This window comes from Shewanella sp. MR-4 (genome assembly GCF_000014685.1).
GTDB lineage: Bacteria > Pseudomonadota > Gammaproteobacteria > Enterobacterales > Shewanellaceae > Shewanella.
The window spans coordinates 3,040,881-3,056,677 of sequence record NC_008321.1 but is presented as its reverse complement, the minus strand read 5'-3'; the positions used below and the strand labels follow the sequence as shown (position 1 = coordinate 3,056,677).

Genomic DNA, 15,797 nt, shown 5'->3' with positions numbered 1-15,797 from the left:
TCTTTCCCAAAGCCTATGCTTAGACGTTGTTGAGTTTATAGCTTTGAAATAAAAGCTATTTCCCCATGCACTCTGCGAGTAATTTAATAAAAAATTCGCTGCCTTTACGCTCACAAAATTGAATATTGCGCTCGGGAATCGATTCGGGGTCGTTGTAGTTAGCAAGGGCTAACTCCATACTGGCCTCGCGAATTATATGCAGGGTTGGGTAGGGGGCGCGGTTGGTAAAATTGGCCGCAGAATCCTGTGGTTCATCCTCGAAGCAATAGTCGGGATGAAAATGCGCGAGTTGATACACGCCTTCATAGTCGTTGTCGAATAAGGCGTCGTTCGCCATATCGACGAGATCGAGGTAAGTGTAAAAGCCCTCAAAACCCCGCGGCAGAATAAACAGCGTGGTTTCGGCTTCGGGATGGGCATCTAGATATTGGCATTCTTCAATCAAGGCTTTAAGCACTAGCTTGACTTTGGTTTGTTCAACAACGAGATAGCGAATACTGCCGCGCTCGACCTCACGTCTGGCGAAGGGGCAAATATTGTATTTCATGATCACTTTTTTCACCCAGTTATCGGTTTGTTCAATGATCAGATCTATCTCATTCATGCTAGTGCTTAACTCTTACGGCCAAAATTAGGGGGCGATCATAGGGATGATAGACGCCACAAGCAAGATGGCCATAGTGATATTAAAGATCTTCTGCTGGCGCTCGTTTTTCAAAATACGTTTAAGCGCCACACCAAACCCAAGCCATACCACGGCGCAGGGAAAGGCCACACATAAAAACACTGTGGCGATAGTAACTACTTGCGGTGTGAGATCCTGTTGCACCGAGGTAAAAGTGGCAATCGCGCCCACGGCCATAATCCAGCCTTTGGGGTTAACCCATTGAAATGCTGCGGCTTGCAAAAAGCTAAAGGGTTTAGCGATGCTCTTGCCCTCCATCTTGCTACTGCTGTTGGCAATTAGCCACGATAGGTACAGGAGATACACAATCCCAATCACTTTAATCACTTGGTGGATAATCGGATAGGCTTGAAATAGGGCGCTTAAGCCTAGGCCGATGGCGAGGATCATAGTAGGAAATCCAAGGCTAATCCCCATCAGATGCGGAATACTACGTTTAACGCCAAAGTTGACCCCCGAGGTCATCAACATAATGTTGTTAGGCCCTGGGGTGATCCCCGATGAGAAGGCAAACAACGCGATAGCGAGTATTAACTCCATAGATCTATTTCACACCTTTTGTTGTCGTTTTTGGCATTGTGATTGTGACTGAATTTGTCGCCTAGTGGCACGAGTCGGTACAGACGCTAGGCGAGGCATTCTAGCGGGTAAATTGGGCCGCGCCTATACGCCCTGCGGGCTTTATAAAGTAACAAATCATAACGCATTGGCCGGAGTTGAGTGCCTTGCTGCTATTTTGCCGCAATCCTTGTCGATGACCATGATTTAACACAATGATGCATATCGACTTTCAGTCTGAGAAATAGCAACTATCCTTAAGCTGTAAAAATCGCAATAAAGGAAAGAGCATGTATTTATCACAAACCATTGGGCGTTTATTGACGCTATTAACCATCAGTTTGGCCGCGCTGACGGCCTGTGTGAGTGTGGATGATTCGCAGGCGCTGCGAACCACGATTGTGACTTCGGGGGATTTGAGTCAATTACCGCCGAGTGCCATGACCTATACCTGGCATCCCACCCTACAGAAGATCTTTGTTGACCGCAGGCTCGATAAGCAGCAAGTGCAGCAGCATATGCAAGATACGCTGAAAAAAGTACTGCTGACAAAAGGTTATCGCTGGGTCGAAGATCCGCAGCTTGCTGACTTTCAAGTGGGGTTTGGCGTTGCCATGGGCACACAAATGTCGGATGAGCAGATACTCGCCGCCGCAGGCCTAGTGCCTGGGTTGTCGAATCAAGGTGTTGACCCTAAAAAGTACGATAAAGGCTCAGTGCTGATTAGCTTTTTTAAGCCGACGGGAGTCGCAGGCCAACCCACCGAAATGGTCTGGCGAGTCCTTGCCCAAGGCTTTGCCAACATTAAAGATATGGACGAAGTTAAGGCCCGCTTCGATGGTTTAATCGATGAAATGCTGTTATCGCTGCCCGTCACCCATGCGGTGCAATAGTGCGGTTATCCCAGCTCGGTTCCAAACTGACTCTTATAAACTGACAGACTTAAGGCTGAAATCTTAAGATCACTGTCATAAGGTATCCCCATAAGGCGAGTAAGATACTCGCCTTATGCTCTTGTGGGAACATAGGTTTAGGATGCCGTAATGATTGACTAGACTGTTCTCTAAGCTATTTACAGTTACAGGTATTTTTACAGGACAGGATGTGACGTCCGCAGAGGATTTATAAAGGGAGGTTATGATGGCACAAAGTATCTTTGTTAATTTAGCGGTTGAAAGTGTTCAACAATCTCGGGCTTTTTACGCTGGCCTAGGATTTGGTATCAATGAGCAATACAGCAATGAGCAGGCTGCTTGCGTGGTGATTGCCGACAATATTTATGTGATGCTGCTGGCGAAGCCTTTTTTCGCTGGTTTTACCGATAAGGCTATTGCCGATGCCCGCACCACGACAGAAGTGCTCAATTGCCTAGACTGCGACAGTCGAGAGCGTGTCGATCACTTGGTCAAGCTCGCAGAGCAACATGGCGGCAAAGCCTATCGTCAAGCGCAGGATCAAGGATTTATGTACGGTCATGCCTTTGAAGATCCCGATGGACATATCTGGGAACTTGTTTATATGACGGCGCAGCCTGGTTAGGGCAAAGCCTCAGTTCGATTGCTTCAATCTCATCTACCTCAGGCTTATCCAAGAATGGCGAGCGTTGCGTGGGGCTCTTAAGCTTTGCACAACGCTTCTATGCCAAATCAAGCTATTTAGCCGCTTCACTTGGCTCATCTCACGGGTTTGCAATAAGAGCAATGAGTGTGCTGACTGCCATAGCGGCGCTCAACACACTCAATTGACGAGAGTTTTACCTGATCTTAGTCAGTTAACCCTACGCTGACCTCATAGGCCGTGAATTTACGAATGTTAATCACGCCGGTATCGAAGATCAGATACTGACCTTTAATCCCCTGTAAAATCCCGCTTACCACCTCATTTTTATCGAAGTTGTGGGAAGTGATCTTCTTCGGAAAGGTGTCGATGGGATAGTGAATCGACTGAATCGTTTCATCTAAACGTTCGATACTGTAATCGCCTTTTTGCATGCCGATTTCGTGCAACTTAGCCTCAATTTGCGGGATCAGTTCCGCCGCCTTAGCAGTTAAATCGATATCGTCGGCGTGGCCCTTAAGCATGGTTTGCCAGTGGGTTTTATCGTTGATGAGTTTGGCTAACTCCACTTCCACTAGACCCGAGAGTTGTCGTGTCGACACTTTAAAAATCGGTAAACCTTGAGTCGCGCCTTGATCTATCCAGCGAGTAGGCAATTGCGTGTGGCGAGTGATACCGACTTTGATACCTGAAGTATTGGATAGATAAACATAATGCGGCACAAAACAATGGCTTTGTGCCCACTCTGGCTCGCGGCAAGTACCTTGGTCAAAGTGACAGGTTTCGGGCTTCATAATGCACATATCGCAACTGGCGAGCTTTTGCATACACACAAAGCAATGGCCTTGCGAATAGCTCTTTTTGGTCTTTTTACCGCAGTTACAGCAGAAGATGTTACCCGTGTGGGTCAGGGTCAGCGGCTTGCCAATTAAGGGATTCAGTGGCAGCAACTCGTCGCCAACAACCAGTTGATACTGTACTTGTTGCGCCTCATCTAAGTGTGCGCGCAGCTTTTTTAGCGTTCCTAACATAGGTGTTCCTAGTTTTTTATGGTGTCACTGGGTTTGGTAAGACATCCAGCGCACTTATGCATTCGTCATTGCGTGGTGTGCAGTATACAAGATTATCCCGCCGAGTTTAGATAGGAATTCTCGATTGAGAGCCTGACTGCCATACGTGGCTAATCAGGGCTTTCTGGAGGCGTAATTATGTTAATGAATTGATTGTATTGATAAAAACCAGTAACTTAGCTGCCATTATTCAAGGAGGTTAACGATGCGGATGGTATTAGGACTGATTTTTTCCTGTCGATGCAGGTGATGGCACAGACAGACAAAATGCAGATCCATTCTGAAATATTGAATGATGACATTAACTTACAAATCAGACTCCCCGAAACCTATGGTCATTCCAGCGATTTTCGTTATCCCGTTTTAGTTGTCTTGGATGGCTCGACACAATTTGAGCATATTGCCGCGAATGTCGGTTTTTTAAGTGGTTATGCCATCGTCCCCGAACTGATCGTGGTGGGTGTCAGCTCGAATAATCGCTTAAAGTCGTTTACGCCGACCCCATTAGAACAGTTCAAAGACCGAAGTGGCGGAGCAGAGAATTACAGGCAGTTTTTAGAAACAGAACTACTCAGCAGCTTGAGCCAGAAATATCGCATGGCCGATTACCACATTCTGTCCGGGCACTCTTTGGCTGGGCTATTCAGCAGTTATGTGGCTCTGACGCCCGATAGTCGGTTTAATGCGGCGATATCAATTAGCCCAAGCCTTTGGTGGGACAATAATTGGCTCGTACACGAGTCCGCTAAGTTAGCTGTTGCCAAACGGACAAAACCCATGCGTTGGTTTTTGAGTATCGCCAGTGAACCCAACGAGATGGCCAGCGCCTTTGCTGCCCAAATCACCCAATTGCAAAATACCTTGGGTAGCAGCCCGTCAGTGAAGCCTCCTTCAGCCCAAATGTTGCGATGGTTTGATAAACGATTCCCTGAAGAAACCCATGACAGTACCCCGCTTATCGGCAATGTAGAGGCATTAAAGACGCTGTTTGCAGGCTGGAATGCGGTGCCCGAAGTCGCGGTGATGCCGCTAAAGGCGTTAAAGCAGTTATATCACCAGCAAACGGCGGTCTTTGGCTATGAGTTTCCGCTTTCTGCACAGCAGTACAATGTCTATGGTCTCAAGGCCAGCTATGAGCAAAAAACGGCGTGGGGAGTGGAGATTTTACAGGAGGGGACAAAGGTGTTTCCTATGTCTGAGGTGCTCTGGGATAGCTTAGCAACTGCCTACGATCTTGATGGTCAAACCGCTCTGGCGATTGATGCTTCCAACAAAGCAGTGCAGTTGGCAAAGCAATCCGACTCAGTGTTTTAAATGAAATCTTGAGTCAGGCCAACAGCCTACAAGGCAAGACTCGCCAGTAGGGCGTGGCGTAAAAGCTAACAGTATCGCAACATATTTGGACAAGCGCCCAGCATCTGGGTAATCTTGTCATCCTTTTGAATCATAGAGACTGTATCTTGCCTGCCAATTTTTTACTCCTGCTCGCCGCCGCTATCTGGGGCTTTGGTTTTGTCGCCCAAACCTTAGGGATGGAGCATTTATCGCCGTTTGCATTCAACGGGCTACGTTTCTTAATTGGTACTGTGTCACTCGTTCCTCTGGTGTGGTACTTGGCTCGGCAAGGCAAAATTCATCTCGGTACACCCAAAGATTTTGCCATTGGCTGTGTTGCGGTGGGCGGACTGTTATTTGCTGGCGCATCGCTACAACAGGTGGGACTGCTTTATACCACGGCCGCTAACGCGGGCTTTATCACTGGGCTTTATATCGTGTTAGTGCCGATATTGGGCTTAGCCCTGAAACATGCTACCGGCGCCAATACCTGGGTGGGCTGTGGTATCGCCGTGGTGGGGCTGTATTTTTTAAGCATTAAAGACGGCTTTCACCTCGGTTATGGTGATACGCTGCAATTGATTGGCGCACTGTTTTGGGCGATGCATATTTTGGCGGTGGATCATTTTGCCAAGCGAATTTCGCCTGTGTTACTCGCCATGATGCAGTTTTTGGTGTGCGGCGTGTTAAGCCTACTTGTGTCGGCGGCCATTGAGGTCACGACAGTCGATAAGGTGATTGCAGCTTGGGGCTCACTGGCCTACGCGGGGCTGATTTCAGTGGGTATTGCCTACACTTTACAGGTGCTGGCGCAAAAGCATGCTCATCCTGCGCACGCGGCGATTATTTTGAGTTTAGAAACCGTGTTTGCGGCCATCGGCGGTATTCTGTTCCTTGGTGAAAGCTTAGGACTGCGCGCCTTGTTTGGGTGCGGCTTGATGCTGCTGGGGATGTTGATTTCCCAAGTGCCGCTGCGCTATTTGATTAAGTCTCGGCACCAGAAAGTCAGTTAACTCACCATAAAAAACGCCGCTGGGAGTGCCCGCGGCGTTTTTTATTGAAGGGGTTGAGGGTTAACGGCTGAGTTTATCCAGCACTAAGTCATCACCGAGGGAGTAGAGGGACTGCACCAGTTGTTCCTCTTGGGCTAGGTCAGTTAAACCTAAGCCAATGGTGGCGCGAAACAAGGCGATACCAGTATGGCCAGCGGTCTCAAACTGGCTGCTAAACTGTTCGATATTGATACCTAGGGCGGTGATGCGATTGGAAATATCCAGCACTAATCCGGGTCTGTCGTAGGACACTAGGCTGTAGGTGAGCCGCTTAACGGGTTTGAGGGCGACCGAGGTTTTTGAATAGGTGAGGGTGAGGCCGTCGATACATTCCAAGGCTTCAATCAGCTCATCCATTTTCAGGGAAGGCACCTCGAGTAACAATATGGCGGCAAAGATCCCGTCGATATGGCGCAACTCTGAGTCTAACCAGTTGCCGCCATGGCGACTCACGGCATGGGCGATTTGCTCGACTAATCCTTTTCTATCAGGTGCTTGAAGCGTGATTAAATATCGTAGCATGGCGACTGACTCCTATTTTTTGTAAAAGGCACCTGTTTTAAAATCGGGTGTAACACAACTGTCATCTTTGCGTCATATAATTCAACGCACTTAGAATGAAGGGTGTTGTTATTGCTCAGTTTATGCTCAAACAGTGTAAGCATAGCATTTCGCAATTCCTAGCGAAAAAACTCACAGGCTTTAATAATAGAGGTTCTTAATGGAAAGTCAGGTCATTCAACCTGGTTCTGCGCCGCAAAGTATGCTGAAAGGCGGACGTTCAAGTCGCAGGGCATTTAAGGATAAAGCGGCTCAAATTGGGGTCACGATTGGCGGCACTATGGTGTTTGTCGCCTTATTGTTGATCTTCTTCTATTTGCTGTACGTGATTAAACCCATTTTCGACAGCGCGGATGTGACTCCCGTAAAAAGCGTGAGTTATCAACATGCTGAAGTCGCGACTCTGATGGTCGGTGCCGACGAGCAAAATGAGGTTATGTATCGCGTGGCCGCCGATGGCCAAGTGGATTTCTACACTGTTGCCGATGGCAGTTTACTCTCCAGTTTTACACCGCCATTACCTGCGGGTGTGAGCGTAACCAGCGCCGCGATTGCCGCGCCGAGTGAGCAACGCTTCGCACTGGGGTTAAGTAACGGTCAAGCCTTAATCGTAGGGATTGAGTTTGGCTTAAGTTACCCTAACAACAAGCGCCTTATTACCCCAAAACTGCGTTACAGCGCGGGTGAAGCGCCGATCACTATCGATGAATCGGGCAGCGCTATCCATCATTTAGCCTTTAGCTACAGCAACGATAAAATCAGCTTCGCCTACCAAGATGACAATGGTGCTTGGCGTTTAAGCCGTCTCGAAGGTCAAGAAAACATGATGACCGAAGAGGTGGAATGGACGACCACGGGCGCACTACTGCCCGATGCACCTAAAAAAGTTGCACACCAATTGATGACGCCGGATCAACGCCAATTGATGCTGCAAATGGGCAACAAGGTGTTTATCTACAATATCCGTGATGTTGAGAGCCTGGATTTAATGCAGGTGATTGATGCGGAAAAGGAAAAGTCTAAGGTTAACAACATTGCCTTACTTGCCGGTGCCAGCTCGATTCTGGTGAGCTACGACTCAGGTGTGGTAACCCAGTACTTCCAAGTGAATGGTCCAAAAGGCCGTTTATACAAAGAGATCCGTGAGTTTACCGACTTAGCGCCAGTGGCCTCGATTGCCTCTGAGTTCTACCGTAAAAGTTTTGCCGTGGTGAGCCCAGAGGGTGAGTTATCACTCCTGTATACCACCAGTGAGCGCGAACTGTTTGATGAAAAGTTTGACCTTAAAAACCCAGGCGTGATGGGCTTTAGCCCACGTTCTAACGGCTTAGTGGTTGAAGCGAACAAGCAACTGAATATCTTCCACGTAGAAAACTCGCACCCAGAAGTGTCTTGGAGCGCGCTGTGGAATAAGGTGTGGTACGAAGGTTACCCTGAGCCTAAGTTTGTGTGGCAATCCACCTCGGGTAGCGATGACTTTGAAGCCAAACTCAGCTTAATGCCATTGGCCTACGGCACCATGAAGGCGGCATTCTACGCCATGCTGTTTGCCGTACCATTAGCGATTGCGGGCGCCATCTATACTGCTTACTTTATGTCGCCAAAGGTGCGCGGCATCGTTAAGCCAACGATTGAAATCATGGAAGCCTTACCGACGGTTATCTTAGGTTTCCTCGCCGGACTTTGGTTAGCACCGCTGATTGAAGAACATCTACCGGGCATCCTAATACTGCTGATCCTGCTGCCAACGGCGATTCTGGTGTCGGCGTACTCTTGGAGCAAATTACCCGGTACTTGGAAACAACGTCTGCCTGAAGTCTATCAAGAGCTGATGCTCATTCCGGTTATCTGCTTTGTGGGTTGGTTCTCCTTTGCCATCAGCCCGATGATCGAAGTGGCGCTGTTTGATGGTAACACTCGTCAATTTATCACTAACGAATTAGGCATCACCTTCGACCAACGTAACGCGCTGGTAGTGGGTATCGCCATGGGCTTTGCGGTTATTCCAACGATTTTCTCGATTGCCGAAGACGCGATTTTCTCTGTGCCACGCCATTTATCTAACGGCAGTTTGGCGCTGGGCGCGACGCCTTGGCAAACCCTGACACGTGTCGTGCTGTTGACCGCAAGTCCAGGGATTTTCTCTGCGGTCATGATGGGTCTTGGCCGCGCTGTGGGTGAAACCATGATCGTACTGATGGCAACGGGTAACACCGCCATCATGGAATGGAGCGTATTTGAAGGTATGCGTACGCTGGCGGCTAACATCGCGGTGGAAATGCCAGAGTCGGCAATTGGCAGCTCGCACTATCGAGTGCTGTTCCTCGCGGCCTTCGTTCTGTTCGTATTTACCTTCTTCTTTAACACGATTGCCGAAGTGGTAAGACAGCGTCTACGTGACCGCTATAGCTCGCTGTAATGGAAATAAGATAATGATACTAAATACTATTTCGCCAATGACCTTGAGAGGTTTGTGCAATGGGTAAGTGGGTAAAATCAGGCTCGCCATGGATTTGGATGACAGGTGGCGCGGTGAGCATCAGTTTGATTGCAGTATTAGGCCTGTTACTGCTCATTGCATGGCGCGGATTAAGCTACTTTTGGCCTGCAACGATTTATCAATGGGAACTCGAAGATAACACTGGTGCACGTTCAACCTTAATCGGTGAGATTTACGATAGGGAAGAAGTGCCGACCGAACGCTTAACCGCCGCGGGCCATGTGTTTAAACAGCCACCCGGTGAGTTTGTGACACGTTACTTAGTGAAAACCGGTAACCGTGAGTTTGTGGGCTTAGATTTCCGCTGGATTTTAGCAACAGACATTATCAGCCGTAGCGAGCCTGCCGATGTGGCCATGCTTGAGCGTGCTAAAAACGGTAACTTTTATGGCTACCCAGTGGCCGTGATTGAAAACGGTAAACGCTTAGAGCTGAAAAACGATGCGCTTGAATCCTCTTTAATGGAGCATATCGACCGTGCCGTTGCTTTGTCTGACAAAGCGTTATCACTGCAAAAACAAGATATTGGTGCGATTAACTACAACATCGAGAAACTGCGTTTAAAAGAGCGTCGTTACGAGTTAGATGGTGAGCTGACCGATAGCCGTAAGCTGGAGTTAGCGGCCGCGAAGGAAGCGCTCCAAAAAGAATACCATGTGCTTGAAAAAGAGCTGTTTGCCCTGCGTGATGAAGCGGCTCGCGACTCTGTTATCGTTCGCGATATGCGTGGTGTTGAGGTTGAACTTAAGCTGGATTCGGTTCTCGATGTCACCTACGTCAACCACTTAGGCTTGATGGGTAAAATCGGCAAATGGTTTGTCGGGCTTGGCCGCTTTGTCAGCGACGACCCACGCGAAGCCAACACCGAGGGCGGCGTGTTCCCTGCAATTTTCGGTACCGTGTTTATGGTGCTGTTGATGGCGATTATCGTGACGCCATTCGGGGTGATTGCTGCGATCTACTTACATGAATATGCCAAAAAAGGCCCAATCACTAAGATGATCCGCATTGCGGTGATCAACTTAGCGGGTGTGCCATCGATTGTGTACGGGGTGTTTGGTTTAGGGTTCTTCGTATACATGATGGGTGGCTCGATTGACCAACTGTTTTACGCCGAAGCCTTACCGTCACCAACCTTTGGTTCACCAGGGGTGATTTGGTCGGCGCTGACATTAGCGATTCTGACCTTGCCAGTGGTGATTGTATCGACCGAAGAAGGCTTAAGCCGTATTCCTAGCGCGGTGCGTCAAGGCAGTTTGGCACTGGGCGCAACCAAGGCCGAAACCCTATGGCGGATTGTGATCCCCATGGCAAGCCCTGCGATCATGACGGGTCTGATTTTAGCCGTGGCTCGCGCTGCGGGTGAGGTTGCACCGTTAATGCTGGTGGGTGTAGTGAAATTAGCACCGACATTGCCACTGGACTTAAACTTCCCGTTCGTGCATTTAGAACGTAAATTCATGCACTTAGGGTTCCATATTTATGATGTGGGCTTCCAGAGTCCTAACGTTGAAGCGGCACGTCCTCTGGTATACGCCACCTCCTTCTTGCTGGTAACAGTGATTGTGGCACTGAACTTAACCGCGATTAGTGTGCGTAACCACTTACGTGAAAAATATCGTTCGCTTGAGCATTAATCAGCGATTATCCTGAAAGTATTAGGACTGAATATGATTTCTATAGATTCGACAGCCATGAAAACCAACAACTTTGACTTAGCAAACTTGAGCCAGAACGATACCGCACTGGAGATCCGCAACTTAGACCTGCGCTATGGCGACAAGCAAGCGCTGTTTAATGTGTCGATGAAGATCCCGAAGAAGCAAGTTACGGCGTTTATCGGCCCCAGCGGTTGTGGTAAATCCACCTTATTGCGCTGCATTAACCGCATGAACGATCTGGTCGATAACTGCCATATCGACGGCGAGATTTTGCTGCACGGTCAAAATATTTATGACAAAAAAATCGACGTTGCCGCCCTGCGCCGCAACGTAGGTATGGTGTTCCAGCGTCCTAACCCATTCCCTAAGTCGATTTACGAAAACGTGGTTTATGGTCTGCGTCTGCAGGGCATTAACAACCGTCGTGAACTCGACGAAGCGGCCGAGCGTTCGCTACGCGGCGCGGCGATTTGGGATGAAGTGAAAGACCGTCTGCACGATAACGCCTTTGGCTTATCCGGTGGTCAGCAGCAACGTCTGGTGATTGCCCGTGCGATTGCCATCGAGCCAGAGGTATTACTGCTCGACGAACCCACTTCGGCCCTCGACCCGATTTCAACCTTAACCATCGAAGAGCTGATCACTGAGCTTAAGACTAAGTACACAGTGGTTATCGTTACCCACAACATGCAACAGGCGGCGCGGGTGTCGGATCAAACAGCCTTTATGTATATGGGCGAATTGGTGGAATACGCCGATACCAACACCATTTTCACCACACCGAAAAAACGTAAGACCGAAGATTACATTACCGGCCGTTACGGTTAATCACCTTGCCTTTGGCAGTGGTGATGTGAGTGATAAGCGATAAACGAAATAAGCCACCGCCTAGAACAGAGTTAAACATTGCAAACTCCATCTAGGCGTTGATACAGTTGAGTAAAAGGTTGGCCAAATGGAAAATATGAATTTAAACAAACATATCTCTGGGCAATTTAACGCCGAGTTAGATGATATCCGTAACCGTGTACTCGCCATGGGTGGCTTGGTTGAGCGTCAGTTAGAGCAAGCCATCGACGCCTTAAGCACCTTAGATGCCGAATTAGCGCAAAAGGTGATCACCGGCGATCACAAAGTGAATGGCATGGAAGTCTCGATTGACGAAGAATGCACCCGCATTATCGCTAAACGCCAACCGGCGGCGAGCGACTTACGTCTGATCATCGCGATTTCAAAATCGATTGCCGATCTTGAGCGTATCGGTGACGCCTGTGTGCGTATTGCCAAGGCTGCATTAGATAAGCGTTTGAATAATCAGCAACCGTTATTAGTCAGCATTGAAAATATGGGCCGCCATGCGATTCGTATGCTGCACGCAACGCTCGATGCCTTAGCCCGTATGGATGCCGATTCGGCGCTGGAACTTCATAAAGAAGATGCCAAGCTCGACCGTGAATATGAAGGCATTATCCGTCAATTAATGACCTACATGATGGAAGATCCACGCTCAATCCCCGATGTATTAGACGTACTCTGGGCAGCCCGTGCGGTTGAACGTGTAGGCGATCGTTGTAAAAATATCTGCGAATACATTATTTACTACGTGAAAGGTAAAGACGTTCGCCATACTTCCTACGAAGATATGGAAAAGGATTTAAAGGACTAAACGCCTTTTATCACAGGGCTTTATCCACAAACGCTCTGCCTAACCGCAGAGCGTTTTTTTGTGTTTCTTTGGGGGGATAAAGTGAACTGTAAGTCAGACAATAAGTTTGGTTTACGCCTCTGACCTATAAGAGGGGTTACCAATTAGCAAGTTTATCTTTTTGCATAAAATCGTTGTTTGAAATTTGTTATTTACAATAAATAACCCTTTGTTTAATCTGACACTCGCTATAGGTTAATCTCGGCGTTAACCGACACTCGAGAGTAGAAACAGCACAATGGAATGGGCGCTGTATCGGCGATTACAGGGATAAGTAGATGAGCCAATTGTTGTATTCTTTAAAGCAGGGGTTCGAAGCCCTGAAAAGTATTCGCAATCATATAGTGGAAGCGAATTTACCCGCAGATTTCCCTCGACCCGAATTACCGCCGATATCAGAAGAGGCGAAAGCGGCACTGTTGCAACTACTCGAGCCGCTAGAAGCTTATCGAATTGAAAAACTTGAAACGAAACTTTCTCGGAAGAAATGGGCCAAGCGGTTAGGCTGGCTCCTGTGCTTGCCTGCGCTGGTTGTTGATTTGATGTCGTTAGCCTCAAATAGTGACCCAAGCATTCTGAGCTTGATTGTTCTCGCAGGCATCTTGATGTGGGTTCAGTTGCCTGAAATACAATTTAAGCGCCATTATAAGAATAAAATTTTACCTGTTTTACTCGATAAATTAGGGGATTACCAATATAGCCCCGATTCCTGTGTCAATCTGGATGCCGTGGCTGATTTTGAACTTATGCCCAGTTTTAGCAAGAAAGAAGCTGAAGACCATATTCGCGGCAAGGTAGAAGATGTTAGCTTCGAGTTTTGCGAGTTAACCTTAAAATCCCGTGGAAGCAAGTCGGATAAAATTCAATTTAAGGGTGGGGTGGTGATTATCACTATGCCCTTTCATTTTGAATCTCACACCATTGTTAGCCAAGACTATGGTTCCCTGGGGAATGCCATTTCAGGCATCAAGCAACCCAGAGTTAAACTAGAAAGTGTCACCTTTGAGGCCATGTTTGAAGTGTATTCACACGATCAACATTATGCGCGTTATTTATTGTCACCCGCAGTGATGGAACGATTGGTTGAGTTGGAGCAATTATTCCGGAAAACCGCACGAGGTTCAGGGATAAGCATCGAGTTTAAAAATAATACAGTGCTTATTATGGCGAGCTATTTTGGTAATTTATTTGATAATGTGGACATCAACTTGCCCACACAGGATATGTCAAAGATCCCATTGTTACAGCAGGAGCTGGTCCTCATCACTAGCATTATCAAGCAGCTAAAACTGGATTATCTCGCGGCACAAAATGTGGCAGCACAAAAAATGCATGCGAGGATGGAGACATTAGCGAGTTAACGATAATAGTGTGCTGAGCGGTTATCTATTCGCATAGTTTTATACAGAGGATGAAACAGCAATCATTGTTTCTTTATCACGCCGATGATTATTTGAGTCATTGGACAGAAGATTCGCCAGCGCAATGCTAGTCATTACTTGAGCCTCATCGCTAGGCTAATCATCGGATATAAAGTGAGCTGTTCAAAACTTATCAGAGGGCGGTGAGCGCGCGGCATATAAACCTCCTTGTTTAATGCTTAAATAAAGCATAGTAGGAGCTTAAAACTAGCGCGCTATTAAAGCTTGAGGTGTTTATTTTAAGTACAGTCTAGTTCTCTGTCCATGGAATGGCGTCAGGTAGAGTAGTGCGATGGCTTTTAGGGGGTATACGGCACAAAGCTAATATTGCCACCGGCCCATTCTTGCGGAATTGCTTTACAAGAAATTGAACCATTATGTAGACCATTTATAAAGCTTGTAAATGAAACTTCAAATACCTCAGGTTCTGAATGCCTACCTAAAAAATAAATCCGGCCACCCATTTTAAATCAACAACATAATGCACTTTCGGTTTGTCTACAACTTTCCCGAGTTAAAATGGCTTAAATAAGGACCATTAATAGTCACAGGGACTACATTTAAGAGAATAAATTGCGCTAATTCCTTCAAAAATGGTGTATTTCAGTCGAGCGATATCGTCCCATAGTGTTTGGGGAGTGCTAGGTAAGGATTGCTTTCGAAGTGATAATTTATGTTGTTAGTTGCTGTGAAAGTGCTGGCAGCTTGCCGCAAAGTGCCGTCGTCGCTTTTCGAGATGTTCGCAGTAATCGGTCAGTGCTTGCAATGTGCCCACTGGACCATGAAATAGCTTGCCAAATTCGGTGGTCAGTTTGAGCCAATTGTCATGTGGGATATTTAATCTAGTCAGTAACTTGGTGCTATTCTCACTGATGCTTCCACGTTTATCATTACGAATAATTCGGCCCGTATCATCCACCAATTCGAGGTAATCTGTTAAGGAAAACGCAATGCCATTGGGTTGGTTATCGTGCTCGTTGCCAATAAAAGGCAGGAGATTGCTAGGCTGCTCACCTTTTAATGCAGCCCGAATACGTAGCTGAATGCTGGTATGGTCGGATTGTTCTGGCGTATCAGCCAGTTGGGCTCTGATAGGATTTAAATCCACATAAGTCATACAGGCTAATACCGCAGCTTCATCCAGTAAGGCCTGGGATTTAAACCGACCTTCCCAGAAACGACCTGTACAGTTATCTTCTTGATTTGCTTGCCTAGCTATCGGTTCATTAAGGCAGCGCATAAACCATGAAATATCACATAATCGACTGCGGTAAATGGCGATTGAATGCTTTAACCTGTTGACCTCATGGGCCTCGACCAATGCTCCTTTAGCGAACTTTTGCGTTAGTTCATCGCCTTTAAACAACTTATGCCATTGTTCAAGCACTTCGCGGTCACTCCAGCGATTGGCACTGTCAATATCGACCCGTAACACTAGATGCAGATGATTGGGCATCACAGCATAAGCAGCTACATCAATAGCAAAAACCGCTTCAAGTTCAAACAATAATGACTCAACCCAAGCTCTGCGATGGTCATAGTTTTTCCCCGAATAGGCATCATCGCCACATAAAAATGCACGGCGCACCACGCGGCTACAACAGTGATAATAGGGAGTGTCTTCAAGACTGATTTGGATTCTGCGAGGGCGCGGCATACAAACCTCCTTGTTCAATGCTTAGCCAAGCATAG

Annotated in this window: 14 protein-coding genes; 9 read left to right on the top strand and 5 right to left on the bottom strand. The window is 47.5% G+C overall.

Annotated features, from left to right (window positions below; all coding sequences use genetic code 11):
• Nucleotides 1–55: 55 nt before the first annotated feature.
• Nucleotides 56–604: a DUF1415 domain-containing protein gene (locus tag SHEWMR4_RS13505; RefSeq protein WP_011623320.1), complete on the bottom strand. Its 549-nt coding sequence runs from the start codon at nucleotides 602–604 to the stop codon at nucleotides 56–58.
• Nucleotides 605–631: 27 nt separating this feature from the next.
• Nucleotides 632–1,225, bottom strand: coding sequence for a LysE family translocator (locus SHEWMR4_RS13500; RefSeq protein ID WP_011623319.1), 594 nt, complete (start codon nucleotides 1,223–1,225; stop codon nucleotides 632–634).
• A gap of 308 nt (nucleotides 1,226–1,533) precedes the next feature.
• Here SHEWMR4_RS13500 and SHEWMR4_RS13495 point away from each other — a divergent pair, with 308 nt between their 5' ends.
• Nucleotides 1,534–2,136, top strand: coding sequence for a DUF4136 domain-containing protein (locus SHEWMR4_RS13495; protein ID WP_011623318.1), 603 nt, complete (start codon nucleotides 1,534–1,536; stop codon nucleotides 2,134–2,136).
• Nucleotides 2,137–2,383: 247 nt separating this feature from the next.
• On the top strand, nucleotides 2,384–2,782 hold the full coding sequence (locus SHEWMR4_RS13490; RefSeq protein WP_011623317.1) for a VOC family protein: 399 nt from the start codon (nucleotides 2,384–2,386) through the stop codon (nucleotides 2,780–2,782).
• Nucleotides 2,783–3,006: 224 nt separating this feature from the next.
• Here the strand turns inward: SHEWMR4_RS13490 and SHEWMR4_RS13485 are convergent, their stop codons facing one another.
• Nucleotides 3,007–3,831, bottom strand: a complete 825-nt coding sequence (locus SHEWMR4_RS13485) for a DUF2797 domain-containing protein (protein ID WP_011623316.1) — start codon at nucleotides 3,829–3,831, stop codon at nucleotides 3,007–3,009.
• A gap of 288 nt (nucleotides 3,832–4,119) precedes the next feature.
• Between SHEWMR4_RS13485 and SHEWMR4_RS13480 the strand changes: the two genes are divergently transcribed.
• Both SHEWMR4_RS13480 and SHEWMR4_RS13475 read left to right on the top strand, forming a co-directional pair.
• Entirely contained in the window at nucleotides 4,120–5,184 is a 1,065-nt protein-coding gene (locus SHEWMR4_RS13480; RefSeq protein ID WP_227499202.1) for an alpha/beta hydrolase, read from the top strand.
• A gap of 146 nt (nucleotides 5,185–5,330) precedes the next feature.
• A complete protein-coding gene (locus SHEWMR4_RS13475; protein WP_041408810.1) occupies nucleotides 5,331–6,218 on the top strand; it encodes a DMT family transporter in 888 nt (295 codons plus the stop codon).
• 60 nt (nucleotides 6,219–6,278) lie between these two features.
• Here SHEWMR4_RS13475 and SHEWMR4_RS13470 read toward each other — a convergent pair whose 3' ends face one another.
• Nucleotides 6,279–6,779, bottom strand: a complete 501-nt coding sequence (locus SHEWMR4_RS13470) for a glycine cleavage system protein R (RefSeq protein ID WP_011623313.1) — start codon at nucleotides 6,777–6,779, stop codon at nucleotides 6,279–6,281.
• Nucleotides 6,780–6,978: 199 nt separating this feature from the next.
• On the opposite strand from SHEWMR4_RS13470, the gene SHEWMR4_RS13465 reads away from it, so the two are divergent.
• The 5 genes from SHEWMR4_RS13465 (at nucleotide 6,979) to SHEWMR4_RS13445 (ending at nucleotide 14,045) form a co-directional block, all read left to right on the top strand.
• The gene (locus SHEWMR4_RS13465) at nucleotides 6,979–9,237 is read left to right on the top strand and encodes an ABC transporter permease subunit (RefSeq protein ID WP_011623312.1); all 2,259 of its coding nucleotides are present in this window, start codon (nucleotides 6,979–6,981) and stop codon (nucleotides 9,235–9,237) included.
• Nucleotides 9,238–9,296: 59 nt separating this feature from the next.
• Entirely contained in the window at nucleotides 9,297–10,955 is a 1,659-nt protein-coding gene (gene pstA / locus SHEWMR4_RS13460) for a phosphate ABC transporter permease PstA (RefSeq protein ID WP_011623311.1), read from the top strand.
• Nucleotides 10,956–10,988: 33 nt separating this feature from the next.
• Nucleotides 10,989–11,807, top strand: coding sequence for a phosphate ABC transporter ATP-binding protein PstB (pstB, locus tag SHEWMR4_RS13455; protein ID WP_011623310.1), 819 nt, complete (start codon nucleotides 10,989–10,991; stop codon nucleotides 11,805–11,807).
• 127 nt (nucleotides 11,808–11,934) lie between these two features.
• On the top strand, nucleotides 11,935–12,645 hold the full coding sequence (phoU, locus tag SHEWMR4_RS13450; RefSeq protein ID WP_011623309.1) for a phosphate signaling complex protein PhoU: 711 nt from the start codon (nucleotides 11,935–11,937) through the stop codon (nucleotides 12,643–12,645).
• Nucleotides 12,646–12,962: 317 nt separating this feature from the next.
• Nucleotides 12,963–14,045: a DUF3137 domain-containing protein gene (locus SHEWMR4_RS13445; protein ID WP_011623308.1), complete on the top strand. Its 1,083-nt coding sequence runs from the start codon at nucleotides 12,963–12,965 to the stop codon at nucleotides 14,043–14,045.
• Nucleotides 14,046–14,784: 739 nt separating this feature from the next.
• On the opposite strand, the gene SHEWMR4_RS13440 is transcribed toward SHEWMR4_RS13445, so the two are convergent.
• Complete coding sequence (locus SHEWMR4_RS13440) at nucleotides 14,785–15,762, bottom strand: transposase (protein WP_011623307.1); 978 nt, start codon at nucleotides 15,760–15,762, stop codon at nucleotides 14,785–14,787.
• Nucleotides 15,763–15,797: the final 35 nt, after the last annotated feature.